The organism is Acidimicrobiales bacterium (assembly GCA_035294085.1).
GTDB lineage: Bacteria > Actinomycetota > Acidimicrobiia > Acidimicrobiales > Bog-793 > DATGLP01.
Window position 1 is genome coordinate 31,806 of the sequence record DATGLP010000025.1, and the last position, 15,792, is coordinate 47,597.

Sequence of the window (15,792 nt, forward strand, 5' to 3'; positions counted from 1 at the left end):
CTTCGCTGCTCTCCGCCGGCGCTTCGCACGCGCCGGGCTGGCGGGTCCGGTCCGGCGGGTGCCGGGCCGGGCCGGCTCGGCCGGCGAGACGAGGTTAGCAGCTCGGAGGCCGGCGCCCCTCAGATGCGCACGGGGTCGACCTCGACGCGGACCTTCGGCGCGGGCAGCCCGGCGGCCGCGAGCGCGTCGGCGAGGCGGCGCGCGTCGCGGGCACGCACGAGGTGGCGGCCGCCGGCCAGCGGGGCCACCTCGACGTCGCCGTCGGCCGACAGCCTGGGGAGCACCTCGGACGCGCCCTCGCCGCCGACGACGGCGAGGGCGCGCGCCGGCGGCAGCTCGAGCAGCTCGCGCCGGGCCAGCTCCGGCCCGGCGAGCAGGCCGGGATCCGCGTGGACGGCTGCCCGCACGACCTCGTGGGCGGCGAGGCGCGTCTGGACGACGAGGCGGCCCGGCGCCCGCCCGCCGGCTGCCGGCGCCCGGCGCGCGCCGACGAGGCGAGCCCCGAGGGCGAGGAGGGCGAGCGCCTGCTCGCTGGCGCGAAGGCGCGGGGCGAGCAGCTCCTGGTCGAAGTCGAGGTAGACGACGAGCGACGCGGCTCGCACCCGGTGCAAGACGGCCTCGGTGCCGACGAGCAGGCCGGCGGGCGCCGCGCGCTCGAGCGGCTGCGCGGCCGAGGAGACCTCGACGGCCGGCTCGCCCACGAGCGCGGCGAGCTCCTCGGCGGCGCGCGCGACCCCCTGCCGCAGGGTGCGCAGACGGCCGGCGCCGCAGGCGGCGCACACCGCGGGGCGCGCGCGGCCGCAGCGCGGGCACGAGAGGGCCGCCTCGAGCGGCGCCGGGCGGGCGCGCGCCTCCTCGAGCGCGCCGGAGCAGGCCTCGCAGGTGGCGAGGGCGCCGCAGGCGGCGCACGCGAGCAGCCGGGCCCGGCCGGTGCGGTTGAGGACGCACACGACCGGCAGCGCCGGCTCGGCGCGGCGGGCGAAGCGCACGATCGAGGCGAGGCGCGGCGCGTACAGGCCCGAGCGCGGGTCGTCCTGGCGGCGGTCGAGCACCTCGACCGGCGGCCAGCCCGCCCGCTCGGCGCGGCGCGAGACGGTGACGAGGGGGTGCTCGGCGAGCTGCTCGAGCGGGGGGGTGGGCGAGACGAGGAGGAGGCCGGCGCCGGCCGCCTCGGCGCGGCGCGCCGCGAGGACGGTCGCGTTCCAGGTCGGCGCGCGCTGCTCGGCGTAGGCCTGGGCGTGGGCGTCGAGCACGAGGATGCCGCCGAGCCGCTCGACCGGCGCGAGCACCGCCTGGCGGGTGCCGACGACGACGCGTCCCCCGGCCGCGGCGAGCGCCCAGTCCTCCGGGAGGGCGGCGACCTCGATCCCCCGGCGGCGGAGCGCCTGCCCGAGCGCCGCGACGTCGCGCCGCTCCGGGCACAGCACGACGAGGTCGCCGCGCTCGCGCCACGCCGCGTGGGCGGCGGTGACGAGTCCGACGCGCGGCGCGGCGGGCGGGAGGCGGAGCACGGCCCGGCCGGCCCGCAGGGCGCGAGCGAAGGCGTCGGCGAGCTCGGCCTCCGGCGCGGACGAGGAGGACGGGCGCGCCGACGCCTGCGCCGGCAGGGCGCGCACGACCCGCTCCGGCGACGCTGCCACGAGGAGGGGCCGCAGCCGGCCGGCGTAGCGCCAGGCGGCGAAGCGGGCGAGCTCGACGACGGCGGGGGGCGGCCCGAGCGAGACGACCTCGAGGACCTCCCGCAGCGCGACGTCCTCGCCGGCCGGCGGGTCGAGGTCGACGACCCAGCCGCGCGCCCTGCCCGAGCGCAGCGGGACGCGCACGATGGTCCCGATCCGCACCGCCTCGGCGTGCTCGCTCGCGAGCGCGTAGTGCAGGATGCGCTCGACGCCGGTGAGGTCGACGAGGACGGCGACGCGCCGGGGCGCGGGCGCGCCGCCTACAGGCCGAGGACGCGCCGCAGCCCCTCGACGCGGCTGGTCTCCTCCCAGGTGAACTCCTTCTCGGGGCGGCCGAAGTGCCCGTAGGCGGCGGTGCGCCGGTAGATGGGGCGGAGCAGGTCGAGGTCGCGGATGATCGCCGCGGGGCGCAGGTCGAAGACCTCGTCGACCGCCCGGGCGATCGCCTCGGGGTCGACGACCGCCGTGCCGAAGGTCTCCACCATCACCGAGATCGGCCGCGCCACGCCGATGGCGTAGGCCACCTGGACCTCGCAGCGGCGCGCGGCGCCCGAGGCGACGACGTTCTTCGCCACCCAGCGCGCCGCGTACGCGCCGGAGCGGTCGACCTTCGAGGGGTCCTTGCCGGAGAACGCCCCCCCGCCGTGGCGCGCCGCGCCGCCGTAGGTGTCGACGATGATCTTGCGGCCGGTGAGCCCGGCGTCCGCGCGCGGGCCGCCGAGCTCGAAGCGGCCGGTCGGGTTCGTGAGGATGCGCAGGTGGCTCGTGTCGAGCTCCGGCGGGAGCAGCGGCCGGATGACGTGGTCGGTGAGGTCGGGCATGAGCAGGGTCTCGTGGTCGATGCCCGGCTTGTGCTGGGTGGAGATGAGCACCGTGTCGAGGGCGACGGGACGGCCGTCCTCGTAGCGCACCGAGACCTGCGTCTTGCCGTCGGGCCGCAGGTAGGGGAGGATGCCCGCCCGGCGGACCTCCGACAGGCGCTGGGCGAGGCGGTGCGCCAGCCAGATCGGCAGCGGCATGAGGTCGGGGGTCTCGTCGCAGGCGTAGCCGAACATCATCCCCTGGTCGCCCGCCCCCTGGGAGGACAGGGCGTCCTCGCCGGCGGCGCCGCTTCGCGCCTCGAGGGCGCGCGACACGCCGCAGTCGATGTCCGGGGACTGCTCGCCGATCGCGACGATGACGCCGCAGGTCCTGCCGTCGAAGCCGTACTCCTCCCGGTCGTAGCCGATGTCGCAGATGGTGTCCCGCACGATGCGCGGGATCTCGACGTAGCTCGAGGTGGTGATCTCGCCCGCCACGCACACGAGGCCGGTCGTGAGCAGCGTCTCGCAGGCGACCCGGCCCCGCGGGTCCTCCGCCAGGATGGCGTCGAGGACCGCGTCGGAGATCTGGTCCGCCATCTTGTCCGGGTGGCCCTCGGTGACCGACTCGGACGTGAAGGTGTAGCTGCTCACTCGCCTGCTCCTTGCGCTTCGTCGGTTCGCCTCGCCGCGCCGCTCGGCGCCCCACGCGCCGCGGCGCGCGCGCGGGCGGCGAGGGCGGCGTCGAGCACCGCGCCCGCGATCGTACGCTTCGGCGCGAGGGGGACCTCGGTTCGCTCCCCCCAGGCGGTGAGGATGGTCACCTCGTTCGTCTCGTGGGCGAAGCCGACGCCTGGGCGCGAGACGTCGTTCCACACGATGACGTCGATGCCCTTGGCAGCGAGCTTCGCCTCGGCCTCCTCGAGGCCACCGCCGGTCTCGGCGGCGAACCCGACGAGCACCTGACGGGGGCGCCGGCGCGAGGCGAGGAGGCCGAGGACGTCGGGCGTCGCCTCGAGCTCGAGCACCGGCGGCCCGTCGCGCCGCTTCAGCTTGCGCGGGGCGGGGCTCGCCGGCCGGAAGTCGGCGACCGCGGCCGCCATCACGACGACGTCGGCGAGCGGCGCCGCCTGCGCCACGGCCTCGGCGAGCTCGGCCGCCGTCTCGACGCGCACGACCTCGACGCCGCTCGGCGGTTCGAGCTCGCTCGCCGTGACGAGGGTGACGCGCGCGCCGCGCGCCGCGGCGACCTCGGCGAGGGCGTGGCCCTGGCGGCCGGAGGAGCGGTTGGCGAGGTAGCGGACCGGGTCGATCGGCTCGCGGGTCCCGCCGGCCGTGACGAGGACGCGCAGCCCCGAGAGGTCGCGCCGGGCCGCCAGCAGGCGCTCGGCGGCCTCGAGGATCGCCTCGAGGCGGGCCAGCCGGCCCTCGCCGACGTCGCCGCCGGCCAGCCGGCCGTGCTCGGGGCCGACGACCGTCACCCCCCGCCGCTGGAGCGTGGCGAGGTTCTCCTGGACGGCGGGGTGCCGCCACATCTCGGCGTGCATCGCGGGGCAGACGAGGACGGGGGCGGGTGTCGCGAGCAGCGTCGCCGTGAGCAGGTCCGAGGAGATCCCCGCGGCGTACGAGCCGAGCAGCCGGGCGGTCGCCGGCGCGACGACGACGAGGTCGGCGGCTCTGCCGAGGCGGGTGTGCGGGATCGCCTCGTCGCCGCCGAACAGCTCGGTGCGCGCCGGCTCGGAGGCGAGCGCCGAGAAGGTGGCGGCGCCGACGAAGCGGGTCGCCGCGCGGGTGAGGACGGGCGCGACGTGGGCGCCGGCGTCGACGAGGCGACGGCACAGCTCGACGGCCTTGTAGGCGGCGATGCCGCCGCTCACCCCGAGGACGACGAAGGCGCCCGACAGCCCGACCGGGCGCGAGCGCGCCTCGGGGTCCACCGGCGCCGCCTCGGCGGGCTCGGCGCCTAGGAGGCCGGCTCGGCGCCGGCCCCGTCCTCGGACGAGGACAGCCCGTCGCCCGCCGGGTCCGCCTCGGGCTCGGGGAACCGGGCGCGCACCTTCGAGGCGGCGATCTCCTCGAGCGCGATGGACAGGGGCTTGCGGGCGATCGACGCCACCTGCGGCGGGACGATGGCGCCGAGGCCCTCGCCGAGCTGGTTGAAGTAGGAGTTGATCTGACGGCCGCGCTTGGCGGCGAGGCTCACGAGGGTGAACTTCGAGTCGACCTTGTCGAGCAGCTCCTCGATCGGCGGCTCGGTCAGGGTGCTGCGCAGCTCCGGCATCTCGCTCCTCGTGGCACGGCGGCAGGTCGAGCAGCGCGCGCCCTCACGCGCCGGCTCGCGCCCTCGCCACTATAGCCCTGAGCTCGGCGAGCGCCCGGTCGACGTCGTCGTTCACGACGACGTAGTCGGCGAGCCGCTCCCCCGCCTCGACCTCCCGCCCGGCGAGCTCGAGGCGGCGCCGCACGTGGGCCTCGTCGTCGCCGCGGGCCCGCAGCCGCCGGGCCTGCTCCTCGGGGGACGGCGGCAGCACGAGGATGCAGACGACGTCCTTGCAGCGCTCGACGACCTGGGCCGCGCCCTGGACGTCGATCTCGAGCACGACGTCGCAGCCCGCGGGCGGCTCGGGCGTCGGCGTCCCGTAGTAGTGGTCGAGGACGGTCGCCCACTCGAGGAAGCCCCCCGCCTTCGCCTTGGCGAGGAAGCGCTCCCGGTCGACGAAGACGTAGGCGTCCTCGGGCTCGCCCGGGCGCCTCGGACGCGTCGTCCACGAGCGTGACAGCCACAGGCGCTCGTCGCTAGCGACGAGGCGCTCGACGAGCGTCCCCTTGCCGGCCCCGCCGGGGCCGGACAGGACGAAGATCAGGGCCGCTCGACGGCCTCGAGCAGCTGGTCGCGCTGCTTCGCGCCGAGGCCCTGCAGCCGGCGCGTCTCGCTGATGCCGACCTGCTCCATCAGCCGGCGCGCCTTCACCTTCCCGGTCCCCGGGAGGGACTCGAGGACGGAGAGGACCTTCATCTTCCCGACGGTCTCGTCGGTGCCCGCCTTCGCGAGCAGGTCCTTCAGGTGGACCCTGCCGGTCTTCAGGTGGTCCTTCAGCTCGGCGCGCGCCTTGCGGGCCTGCGCCGCCTTGTCGAGGGCGGCCTTGCGCTGTTCGGGTGTGAGCGTGGGAGGTTGGGGCATGAGTCGGTACCATAGCGCGCCCGCGCCCGCCGCCACCACGGCGCGCGACGCCGCGCCCCTGGTCGGAGCCGACGCCGGCGGACGGCGTTGCATACTGGGCCCCGTGGCCGGCCTCGCTCGCGCCCTCGCCTGCGCAGCGCTCGGCCTCGCCGCGACCGGCGCGCCGCTGCTCGAGCGCGCGCCGACCCCCTACCCCCTGCCGGCACCGCCGGTCGACCCGCCCCCGTGCACGACGCCCCCGCCGGGGCCGCCGCCGCGGCCGCTGCCGCCGCCGGCGGTCCCCGAGGCCTCCGTGCCGGTGCCGGCCCGGCCGGGCCCGCGCCGCGTCTCCCTCGACGCCGTCGCGGGCAAGGGGATCTGGGTGACGGACTTCCCCGGGGACCGCGTCGACGCGGCCCGTCTCGTCGCGCTGGCCCGCCGGGCCCGCCTCAACGCCCTCTACGTGCGCACCGGCAGCACGCACGACGGCTTCTACGGCGGCCGCCTCCTCGCGGCTCTCGTCCCCCTCGCCCACCGGGCGCATCTGCGCGTGATCGCGTGGGACTTCCCGACGCTGTCGAACCCCGCGGCGGACGCGGCGCGCGCCGCCGACGCGCTGCGCGCCGGCGCGGACGCCTTCAGCCCCGACATCGAGGAGGCACCGGAGGGCACCTACCTCACGGCCCGGCGCGTCGCCTCCTACCTCTCGCTCGTGCGCCGCGACGCCGGCAGCCGCCCCGTCGTCGCCACCGTCCCGCGCCCGACGAGCCCGTCGCTCGCCGCCAGCCCCTACCCCTACCGCGCCGAGGCGCCGTACGTCGACGCCTTCGCCCCGATGGTCTACTGGTCGTGCACCGAGCCGGGGCTCGCCGCGTCGATCGCGGTCGCCGCGCTCTCGCGCCTGCGACCGGTCGTTCCGATCGGCCAGGACTACGACATGGGGAGCGAGGGCGGGCCGCCCGGCCTCCCCTCGGGCGCCGAGGTCTGGCGCTTCGTCGACGCCGCCCGCCGCGCCGGCGCGATCGGCGTCAGCCTCTACGACCTCGAGTCCGGCGGCCCCGTCCAGCTCGCCGCCCTGCGCGCCTACCCCTGGGCGCGGGTGCGGCCGAGCAGGCGCCCGTAGGGCGAGGCGGGCACCGCCTCACGAGGCGAGCGCGGCGACGAGCGCCTCGGCCGCGGCGAGCGGGTCGGGGGCCTGCGTCACGGCGCGTCCGACGACGAGGAGGTCGGCGCCGGCGGCGAGCGCCTCGGCGGGCGCCGCCGAGCGCGCCTGGTCGTGGCGCTCGCCGCCGGGTAGGCGGATCCCCGGGACGCAGGCGAGGAGGCCGGGGGCGGCCGCCCGCACCCCCGGGAGGTCCCCGGCCGCGCAGACGACGCCGCGGCAGCCGGCGCGCGCCGCGAGGGCGGCGCGCTCGGCGGCGAGGCCCGGGGCCGGCCCCTCGCTCGTGAGCACCGTGACCGCCAGCGCCGCGCCCGGCACGCCCGACGCCGCCGCGCCCTCCGCCAGGCCCGCCACGCCCGCCTCGAGCATCGCCGCGCCCCCCGCGGCGTGCAGCGTGAGGTAGCTCGCGCCCAGCCGTCCCGCCACGCGCGCGGCTCGCCCCACCGTCGTCGGGATGTCGTGCAGCTTGAGGTCGAGGAAGACCTCGTAGCCGAGGCTGGCGAGCGGCGCCAGGGCGGCGGGGCCCACGGCGCCGAACAGCTCGAGGCCGACCTTGGCCACGCCGAAGTAGGCGACGAGGGGGCGCGCGAGGGCGAGCGCCGCCTCGAGGGCCGCGCAGTCGAGGGCGAGGACGAGGCGCCGGCGCAGCGCCGGGCCGGGCTCAGCCACCGCCAGCCCCGACGAGCTCGGCGACGCGCCGCACGGCGCGAGCGGCGCACCACCGCTCGAGCTCGCCGACGAGCCGGAAGGCCGCCCGCGGGTCGACGAAGGTCGCCGTGCCGACCTGGACCGCCGAGGCGCCCGCGAGGAGCAGCTCCACGGCGTCCTCGGCCGTGAAGACGCCGCCGACGCCGACGATGGCGAGCTCGGGGAGCGCGCCGTGCACGTCGTGGACGGCGCGCACGGCGATCGGGTGCAGCGCGCGCCCCGACACGCCGCCCCCGCCGGCGCCGAGGGCGAAGCGCCGCGTCTGGGGATCGATCGCCATGCCGAACGCCGTGTTGACGAGGGTGACCGCCTGCGCGCCCGCCTGCGCGGCGGCCTCGGCCACGGCGACGAGGTCGGCGACGTTCGGCGAGAGCTTGGCCCACACCGGACGCCCGCAGGCCGCCACCGCCTCGACGGCGCGGGCCGTCGCGCCCGGCGACGCGCCGAAGAGCGCGTGGCGCTCCTCGACGTTCGGGCACGAGACGTTGACCTCGACGGCGACGACGCACGCCGGCGCGCCCGAGAGCAGCTCGCCGGCGCGCGCGTAGTCGTCGACCGACCGTCCCCACACGCTCGCCACGACGCGTGCCCCGCAGCGCTCGAGCGCCGGCAGCTCCTCGTCGAGCCACGCCGCGATCCCCGGACCGGCGAGCCCGACGCTGTTCAGCATGTAGCCCGGTCGGCCGGCGACCCTCGGCGGGCCGTTGCCCGGCCAGGGGTAGGCAGCGAGGGACTTCACGACGTGGGCGCCGAGCGCGGCGAGGTCGAAGTAGGCGGCGAGCTCCGCCCCGAGCCCGGCGGTGCCCGACGCCGTCATCACCGGGTTGGGGAGCAGGAGGGCGCCGACCCTCGTCGACAGGTCGACCGGCCGACTGCTCACGTGCCGTGCAGCTCCTGGAGGCTGCGCACCTCGAGGCCGAGGCGGGCCCAGTCGGCGATGCCCGCGGCGGCCGCCCGGGCGGCGGCGACGGTCGTGAGGATCGGGACCCCGTGCGCCGAGGCCGCGCGCCGGATGTAGGCGCCGTCGGCGCGCGGGCCGCGCCCTCGCGGGGTGTTCACGACGAGGTGGACGGCACCGCTCGAGATGAGCTCGAGCGCGTCGACCCCCTCCCCGTCGCGCCGGGGCTCCCCGAGCTTGGCGACGCGCGTCGCGACGGGGAGGCCGGCGGCCTCGAGCGCCGCCGCGGTGCCGCTCGTCGCCGCCAGGCTGAAGCCGAGCTCGACGAACGAGCGCGCCGCCTCGATGCCCGCCGGCTTGTCGCGGTCCGCGAGCGAGAGGAAGACGGCGCCTTCGCTCGGCAGCGCGTTGCCCGCCGCGATCTGGCTCTTGGCGAAGGCGAGGCCGAAGGTCGAGGCCACGCCCATCACCTCCCCCGTCGAGCGCATCTCCGGGCCCAAGAGCGCGTCCACGCCCGGGAAGCGGTCGAAGGGGAGCACGGCCTCCTTCACGCTCACGTGGGCGCCACGCGCCGGCCGCCGCAGCAGGCCCTCCCTGCGCAGCTCGTCCAAGGTGGCGCCGAGGATCACCCGGGCGGCGACCTTGGCGAGGGGCACCCCGGTCGCCTTGGCGACGAACGGCACCGTGCGCGAGGCGCGAGGGTTCGCCTCGAGCACGAACACCTGCCCCTGCTTCACCGCGTACTGGACGTTGATCGGACCCCGCACGTCGAGCGCGGCGGCGATCTCGGCCGTGTGGCGCTCGAGCGCGGCGACGGTCTCGCGATCGAGCGTCGGCGGCGGGATGGCGCATGCCGAGTCGCCCGAGTGCACGCCGGCCTCCTCGACGTGCTCGAGCACGCCGCCGATCAGGACCTCCCCCGCGCCGTCGCGCACCGCGTCGACGTCCACCTCGATGGCGTCCTCGAGGAAGCGGTCGATGAGCACCGGCCGCTCCGCCGACAGCCCGCCCTCGCGCCCGAGCGAGCCGGCCGGCGCGCCGCCCGAGAAGGCGGCCAGCTCGGCCATCGCGCGCGCGAGGTCCTCGTCGTCGTAGACGATCTCCATGGCGCGCCCGCCGAGCACGTAGCTCGGCCGGACGAGCGCCGGGTAGCCGATGCGCGCCACGACGGCGCGGGCCTGCTCGAGGGTGCGCGCCGTGCCCCCGGGTGGCTGGGGGATGCCGAGGCGGGCGCACAGCGCCGCCCAGCGCTCGCGGTCCTCGGCGAGGTCGATCGAGGCCGGCGAGGTGCCGAGCACGACGCCCTCGGGGAGCCGCCCGGCGAGCTTGAGCGGCGTCTGGCCGCCGAGCGAGACGATGACGCCCACGACGCCGCCTGCGCCCGCCGCCGCCTCCGCCTCGAGGACGGCCGCCACGTCCTCCTCGGTGATCGGCTCGAAGTAGAGGCGGTCGGAGGTGTCGTAGTCGGTCGACACCGTCTCGGGGTTGCAGTTCACCATCACCGTCTCGAACCCTGCCTCGCGCAGCGCGAGCGAGGCGTGCACGCAGCAGTAGTCGAACTCGATCCCCTGGCCGATGCGGTTCGGGCCGGCGCCGAGGATGACGACGCGTGGCCGTCGGGCCGGACGGACCTCGGACTCGTCCTCGAAGGTCGAGTAGTAGTAGGGGGTGTCGGCGGCGAACTCGGCGCCGCAGGTGTCCACGGTCTTGAAGGTCGCCTCAACGCCCGCGGCCCTGCGCGCGGCGCGCACCTCCGCCTCCGGGCGCCCGAGGAGGTGGGCGACCTGGGCGTCGGCGAAGCCGAGGCGCTTCAGGCGGCGCCAGTCGCCGCGCCCGATCGCGGCGAGGGCGGCGTCGCCCTGCTCGGCCGCGAGCGCCTCGAGGCGGCGCCGCTCGAGCACGATCTCCTCGAGGCGCTCGAGGAACCACGGGTCGATCCCCGTCACCTCGGCGAGGCGCGCCACGCTCACGCCGCGGCGCAGCGCCGCCTCGAGCTGGAACGGCCGCTCGGGGGTGGCGACGGCGGCGAGCTCGAGGAGCTCGTCGGTGGCGAACGCCTCGTAGGCGGCCTCGGCGGGGTCGGCGTTCAGGCCGAGCCGGCCCCGCTCGAGGGCGCGCAGCGCCTTCTGCAGCGACTCGGGGAAGGTCCGCCCGATCGCCATCGCCTCGCCGACGGACTGCATGCGCGTCCCCAGGCGGTCCGGGGTCCCCGGCAGCTTCTCGAAGGCCCAGCGGGGGACCTTCGTCACGACGTAGTCGATCGTCGGCTCGAAGCTCGCCGGGGTCGCCCCGGTGATGTCGTTCGCGATCTCGTCGAGCGTGTAGCCGACCGCGAGGCGCGCGGCGATCTTCGCGATCGGGAACCCGGTCGCCTTCGAGGCGAGCGCGGACGAGCGCGACACCCGCGGGTTCATCTCGATGACGAGCTGCTCGCCGCTTCGCGGATCGAGGGCGAACTGGATGTTCGAGCCGCCGGTCTCGACGCCGACCCGCCGGATGCACGCGAACGCGGCGTCGCGCATCGCCTGGTACTCGACGTCCGAGAGCGTCTGGGCCGGCGCGACCGTGATCGAGTCGCCGGTGTGCACCCCCATCGGGTCGAAGTTCTCGATCGAGCAGACGACGACGCAGTTGTCGGCGCGGTCGCGCATCACCTCGAGCTCGAACTCCTTCCAGCCGGCGATGGAGCGCTCGACGAGGATCTCGCCGACCGGGCTCGCGGCGAGCCCGTCGGCCGCCAAGGACGCGAGGGCGTCCCGGTCGGCGGCGATCCCCGTCCCGCGCCCGCCGAGGATGTACGACGGGCGGACCATCACCGGGTAGCCGATCGACTCGCCGACCGCGAGGGCCTCCTCGAGGCTGTGCGCGAAGCCCGAGGCCGGCACCTTGAGGCCGATCTCGGTCATCGCGGCCTTGAACCGCTCGCGGTCCTCAGCGGTCGCGATCGCCTCCGTGTTCGCCCCGATGAGCTCGACGCCGAGGCCCGCGAGCACGCCCGAGCGCGCCAGCGCCATCGCCAGGTTGAGCGCCGTCTGGCCGCCCATCGTCGGCAGGACGGCGTCGGGCCGCTCGCGCTCGATGACAGCGGCGACGACCTCGGCGCTGAGCGGCTCGACGTAGGTCGCGTCGGCGAGCTCCGGGTCGGTCATGATCGTCGCCGGGTTCGAGTTGACGAGGACGACGCGGTACCCCTCGGCGCGAAGCGCCCGGCAGGCCTGCGCCCCCGAGTAGTCGAACTCGCAGGCCTGGCCGATGACGATCGGGCCGGAGCCGATGACGAGGATCGACGACAGGTCGTCGCGCCGGGGCATCAGCTCGCCGCGTCCCGTCGCCCGCGGCGGTGGGTTGCCATGAGCCGCCTGAACTCGTCGAACAGGTAGCGCGCGTCGTGGGGGCCGGGACCGGCCTCCGGGTGGTACTGCACGGAGAAGGCGGGCACGTCCTCGCAGGCGAGCCCCTCGATGACGCCGTCGTTCAGGTTGACGTGCGTCACGCGCGCCCCCTCGACGCTGCCCTCGGCGACCGCGAAGCCGTGGTTCTGGCTCGTGATCTCGACGGTCCCGGTCTCGAGGCGGCGGACCGGGTGGTTCGCCCCGTGGTGGCCGAAGCGCAGCTTGTAGGTCGTCCCGCCGAGCGCGCCGGCGAGCAGCTGGTGGCCGAGGCAGATGCCGAAGAGGGGCACCGCGCCGAGGAGCTTGCGGACCTCGGCGACGATGTCGCCGAGCGCGGCGGGGTCGCCCGGACCGTTCGAGAGGAAGACGCCGTCGGGCCGCCGCTCGAGCACCTCGCCGGCGGGGGTGCGCGCCGGGACGACCTCGACGGCGGCGAAGGCCGACAGGCAGCGCAGCATCGTCGCCTTGACCCCGAAGTCGTACGCGACGACGCGCCACGGCCCGCCGGGGACGACGTAGGGGGCGGGGGTGGTGACGGCACCGACGAGGTCGGCGCCGGTCGTGCCCGGCTCGGCACGCGCCGCCGCGGCGAGCTCGGCCTCGCCGAGCGTGCCGAAGGCGCAGCCCATCGCGCCCGCCTCGCGCACGTGGCGGGTGAGCCGCCGGGTGTCCACGCCGGTCAGCCCCCCGAGGCCGTTGCGGGCGAGGAAGGACTCGAGGTCCTCCTCGGCGCGCCAGCTGCTCGGGCGCGCCGCCAGCTCGCGCACGACGACGCCGCGCGCCGCGGGCCGGCGCGCCTCGTCGTCGTGGCGGTTCACGCCGTAGTTGCCGATGTGGGGGTAGGTGAAGGCGATCACCTGCCCGGCGTAGGAGGGATCGGTGATGATCTCCTGGTAGCCGCACATCGCGGTGTTGAAGACGAGCTCCCCCGTGGCGACGGCGAGCGCTCCCGTGGCGAGCGCGCCGATCGCCTCGCCCTCGAAGGTGGTCCCGTCCGCGAGCACGAGGAGGGCGGCCGGTCGCTCCCGGCGCGCGCCGCTCACCGCTGCGCCTCCCCGTCGACGACCACGGCCTCCCCCGCCACGACGGTGTGGCGGACCCGCCCGGTGAGCCGGCGGCCGGCGAAGGGCGTGTTGCGCGACCGGCTGGCGAGCGCCCGCGGGTCGACGACCCAGGTCGCCGACGGGTCGAAGACGCACAGGTGCGCCGGACGCCCGGCGGCCACCGGGCCGCCGTGGCCCGGTAGGCCGGCGATGCGCGCCGGGTGCGCGCTCAGGCGGGCGAAGAGGGCGCCGGGCGTGAGCAGCGGCGCCTCGGAGGCGCACAGCTCGCTGTGGCAGAGCGCGAGCGCCGTCTCGAGGCCGAGCATGCCCGGCGGGGCGGTCTCGAGCGGCTCGTCCTTCGCCTCGGGCGGGTGCGGGGCGTGGTCCGTCGCCACCGCGTCGACGACGCCGCTCGCGAGCGCCTCGCGCAGCGCCGCGACGTCCGCGTCCTCCCGCAGGGGCGGGTTCACCTTGAAGACGGGGTCGAAGCTCGCGAGGGCGGCGTCGGTGAGGACGAGGTGGTGCGGCGTCGCCTCGGCGGTGACCGGGAGGCCCTCGGCCTTCGCCGCGGCGACGAGCGCGACCGCGGCGCGCGTCGACAGGTGCAGGAGGTGCAGCCGGGCGCCGGTGAGCCGGACGAGGGCGAGGTCTCGCGCCACCATCGCGGACTCGGCGAGCGCCGGCTGGCCCGGGACCCCGAGGCGGCTCGACCAGGCTCCCTCGTGCATGAGTCCGCCCGCCGCGAGCGCCTCGTCCTCGCAGTGCTGGGCGAGCACGACGCCGAGGTCGGAGGCGTACTCGAGGGCGCGCCGCATCAGCCCGGCGTCCTGGACGCCGCGGCCGTCGTCGGTGAACAGACGCACGCCGAGCGCCGCCATCTCCGCGAGCGGGGCGAGGCGCTCGCCGCGCCGGCCGACGGTGATCGCCCCGGCCACGGCCACCTCCACGCAGGCGCCGCGGCCGAGCGCCAGGACGTCGCGCGCCACCGAGGCGGAGTCGATCGCCGGCTCGGTGTTCGGCATCGCGACGACCGCGCTGTAGCCGCCGAGGGCGGCGGCCCGGGCGCCGGTCTCGACCGTCTCGGCGACCTCGCCGCCCGGCTCGCGCAGGTGCGCGTGGAGGTCGACGAGGCCGGGCGCGACGTAGCAGCCCGACGCGTCCAACGTGCGCGCCCCGCGCGGCGCCTCGATCGCCGGGGCGACCTCGCGCACGAGCCCGCCCTCGACGAGCACGTCGGCCCGCCGCTCCCCCCGCTCGTCCACGACGGTCCCGCCGCGCACGACGAGCGTCGCCGCGCCCCTAGCCACGGCCGGAGCGCGCGGCGCGCGCGCCGGCGCGCGCCTCGCCGACGGCCGGCTGGGCGAGGAGGAGGAAGAGGACGGCCATGCGCACCGCCACGCCGTTCCGCACCTGGCGGGTGACGAGGGACATCGGGGACGCGGCGACCTCGGCGTCGATCTCGACGCCCCGGTTCAGCGGCCCGGGGTGCAGCACGAGCGCGCCGGGGCGCAGGCGCGCGGCGCGGCGCGTGCTCAGGCCGAAGCGCTGCGCGTACTCCCGCAGCGAGGGCAGGAGGTCGCCGCGCATGCGCTCGAGCTGCAGGCGCAGGAGGTAGACGACGTCGAGGTCCTCGAGCACGGCGTCGAGGTCGTGGCTCGTCGACACCGGCCAGCCCTCGAGGGAGGGCGGGAGCAGCGTCGAGGGCCCGACGAGGACGACCTCTGCGCCGAGCAGGGAGAAGGCGGCGACGTCCGAGCGGGCGACGCGCGAGTGGCGCACGTCGCCGACGATGCCGACGCGCAGCCCCGACAGGTCGCCCGGCGCCGTGCCGCGGCGCCGGGCGAGCGCCTCGCGGATCGTGAAGCAGTCGAGGAGCGCCTGGGTGGGGTGCTCGTGCTGGCCGTCGCCGGCGTTGACCACCGCGGCGGCGACCCAGGAGGCGACGCGCTGGGGCACCCCGGCCGACGGGTGGCGCACGACGAGCGCGTCCGCCCCCATGGCGTCGAGCGTCTCCACCGTGTCGCGCAGCGACTCGCCCTTGGCGAGCGACGACGTCGCCGGGGCGAAGGTCATCGTGTCCGCGGAGAGCCGCTTCGCCGCCGCCTCGAAGGACAGGCGCGTGCGCGTCGAGGGCTCGAAGAAGACCGTGGCGACGGTCCTGCCCCGCAGGGAGGGGACCTTCGGGATCGGGCGGTCGGCGACCTCGGAGAAGGCCTCGGCGAGGTCGAGCACCTCGAGGATCCCCTCCCGTCCGAGGTCGCCGATCGTGAGCAGGTGGCGCCGGGCCGGCGCCGCGCCCGTCACCTCGCCGCCTCGCCGAGGCGGACGCCCGCGAGCGTCGCCTCGACGAGCTCGTCGCGCCTCGTCGGCAGGTTCTTGCCGACGTAGTCGGGCCGGATCGGCAGCTCGCGATGCCCGCGGTCGACGAGCACCGCGAGCTGCACCGCGCGCGCCCTGCCGTGGTCGCCGAGCGCGTCGAGCGCGGCGCGCACGGTCCGGCCGGTGAACAGGACGTCGTCGACGAGGACGACGGTCCGCCCGGTGAGGTCGCCCGGCACCTGCGTCGCCTCCTCGGGCACGAGGGGGCGCAGTCCGATGTCGTCGCGGTAGAAGGAGACGTCGAGCGAGCCGAGGGGCACGGGCGCGCCGGTGATCTCCTCGAGGTGGCGCGCGAGACGGGCCGCGATCGGCACGCCGCCGGTCTGCAGGCCGAGCAGGACGAGGTCCGCCGCCCCGTGGTTGCGCTCGACGACCTCGTGGGCGATGCGCACGAGGGCCCGGCCGACGTCCTCGGGCCCCATGATCACGGCACGGGGGACGAAGGCGCGCCCGCCTCGGCGCGCCAGGCGCCGCTCTCGCTCGGCCACCGATCCCTCCGCGTCCGTACGGGCCTCGCCGGACCCGTTTCACGTACCGCCGGCGATCCTAGCGCCGGGAAACGGGGGCTCGC

The 15,792-nt window shown here is 77.0% G+C and carries 14 protein-coding genes; 1 reads left to right on the forward strand and 13 read right to left on the reverse strand.

Annotated elements, in window-relative coordinates:
* Positions 1-119 precede the first annotated feature (119 nt).
* The 6 genes from VKV23_08845 to mihF are packed head-to-tail and all read right to left on the reverse strand — an operon-like array spanning position 120 to position 5,660.
* The gene (locus tag VKV23_08845) at positions 120-1,991 is read right to left on the reverse strand and encodes a hypothetical protein (protein ID HLI16140.1); all 1,872 of its coding nucleotides are present in this window, start codon (positions 1,989-1,991) and stop codon (positions 120-122) included.
* A complete protein-coding gene (metK, locus tag VKV23_08850; GenBank protein HLI16141.1) occupies positions 1,940-3,133 on the reverse strand; it encodes a methionine adenosyltransferase in 1,194 nt (397 codons plus the stop codon). Before metK ends, VKV23_08845 begins: the two co-directional genes overlap by 52 nt.
* Positions 3,130-4,416 (reverse strand): bifunctional phosphopantothenoylcysteine decarboxylase/phosphopantothenate--cysteine ligase CoaBC, encoded by a 1,287-nt coding sequence (gene coaBC / locus VKV23_08855; GenBank protein HLI16142.1) that lies wholly within the window; start codon positions 4,414-4,416, stop codon positions 3,130-3,132. Before coaBC ends, metK begins: the two co-directional genes overlap by 4 nt.
* Before the next feature lie 26 nt (positions 4,417-4,442).
* Positions 4,443-4,760: a DNA-directed RNA polymerase subunit omega gene (rpoZ, locus tag VKV23_08860; protein HLI16143.1), complete on the reverse strand. Its 318-nt coding sequence runs from the start codon at positions 4,758-4,760 to the stop codon at positions 4,443-4,445.
* A 43-nt stretch (positions 4,761-4,803) separates the two neighbouring features.
* A complete protein-coding gene (gene gmk, locus VKV23_08865; GenBank protein HLI16144.1) occupies positions 4,804-5,343 on the reverse strand; it encodes a guanylate kinase in 540 nt (179 codons plus the stop codon).
* Positions 5,340-5,660: an integration host factor, actinobacterial type gene (mihF, locus tag VKV23_08870; GenBank protein ID HLI16145.1), complete on the reverse strand. Its 321-nt coding sequence runs from the start codon at positions 5,658-5,660 to the stop codon at positions 5,340-5,342. Before mihF ends, gmk begins: the two co-directional genes overlap by 4 nt.
* Before the next feature lie 103 nt (positions 5,661-5,763).
* Between mihF and VKV23_08875 the strand changes: the two genes are divergently transcribed.
* A complete protein-coding gene (locus VKV23_08875; protein ID HLI16146.1) occupies positions 5,764-6,762 on the forward strand; it encodes a hypothetical protein in 999 nt (332 codons plus the stop codon).
* Positions 6,763-6,780: 18 nt separating this feature from the next.
* Here the strand turns inward: VKV23_08875 and pyrF are convergent, their stop codons facing one another.
* From pyrF to pyrR, 7 genes are read right to left on the reverse strand one after another with little or no spacing between them, the layout of a single operon-like run.
* Positions 6,781-7,470, reverse strand: a complete 690-nt coding sequence (pyrF, locus tag VKV23_08880; GenBank protein HLI16147.1) for an orotidine-5'-phosphate decarboxylase — start codon at positions 7,468-7,470, stop codon at positions 6,781-6,783.
* On the reverse strand, positions 7,463-8,389 hold the full coding sequence (locus VKV23_08885; protein HLI16148.1) for a dihydroorotate dehydrogenase: 927 nt from the start codon (positions 8,387-8,389) through the stop codon (positions 7,463-7,465). Before VKV23_08885 ends, pyrF begins: the two co-directional genes overlap by 8 nt.
* The gene (carB, locus tag VKV23_08890; GenBank protein ID HLI16149.1) at positions 8,386-11,718 is read right to left on the reverse strand and encodes a carbamoyl-phosphate synthase large subunit; all 3,333 of its coding nucleotides are present in this window, start codon (positions 11,716-11,718) and stop codon (positions 8,386-8,388) included. The genes VKV23_08885 and carB overlap by 4 nt, the downstream gene beginning before the upstream one ends.
* Positions 11,718-12,842 (reverse strand): glutamine-hydrolyzing carbamoyl-phosphate synthase small subunit, encoded by a 1,125-nt coding sequence (gene carA / locus VKV23_08895; GenBank protein HLI16150.1) that lies wholly within the window; start codon positions 12,840-12,842, stop codon positions 11,718-11,720. The genes carB and carA overlap by 1 nt, the downstream gene beginning before the upstream one ends.
* Complete coding sequence (locus tag VKV23_08900; GenBank protein HLI16151.1) at positions 12,839-14,149, reverse strand: dihydroorotase; 1,311 nt, start codon at positions 14,147-14,149, stop codon at positions 12,839-12,841. The genes carA and VKV23_08900 overlap by 4 nt, the downstream gene beginning before the upstream one ends.
* Entirely contained in the window at positions 14,142-15,146 is a 1,005-nt protein-coding gene (locus VKV23_08905; protein ID HLI16152.1) for an aspartate carbamoyltransferase catalytic subunit, read from the reverse strand. Before VKV23_08905 ends, VKV23_08900 begins: the two co-directional genes overlap by 8 nt.
* Positions 15,143-15,709 (reverse strand): bifunctional pyr operon transcriptional regulator/uracil phosphoribosyltransferase PyrR, encoded by a 567-nt coding sequence (gene pyrR / locus VKV23_08910; GenBank protein HLI16153.1) that lies wholly within the window; start codon positions 15,707-15,709, stop codon positions 15,143-15,145. Before pyrR ends, VKV23_08905 begins: the two co-directional genes overlap by 4 nt.
* Positions 15,710-15,792 lie beyond the last annotated feature (83 nt).

Excerpts from the sequence above, each read along its gene's own strand:
- rpoZ (HLI16143.1), bottom strand. The coding sequence starts at position 4,760 with ATGCCGGAGCTGCGCAGCACCCTGACCGAGCCGCCGATCGAGGAGCTG.
- mihF (HLI16145.1), bottom strand. The coding sequence starts at position 5,660 with ATGCCCCAACCTCCCACGCTCACACCCGAACAGCGCAAGGCCGCCCTC.
- carB (HLI16149.1), bottom strand. The coding sequence starts at position 11,718 with ATGCCCCGGCGCGACGACCTGTCGTCGATCCTCGTCATCGGCTCCGGC.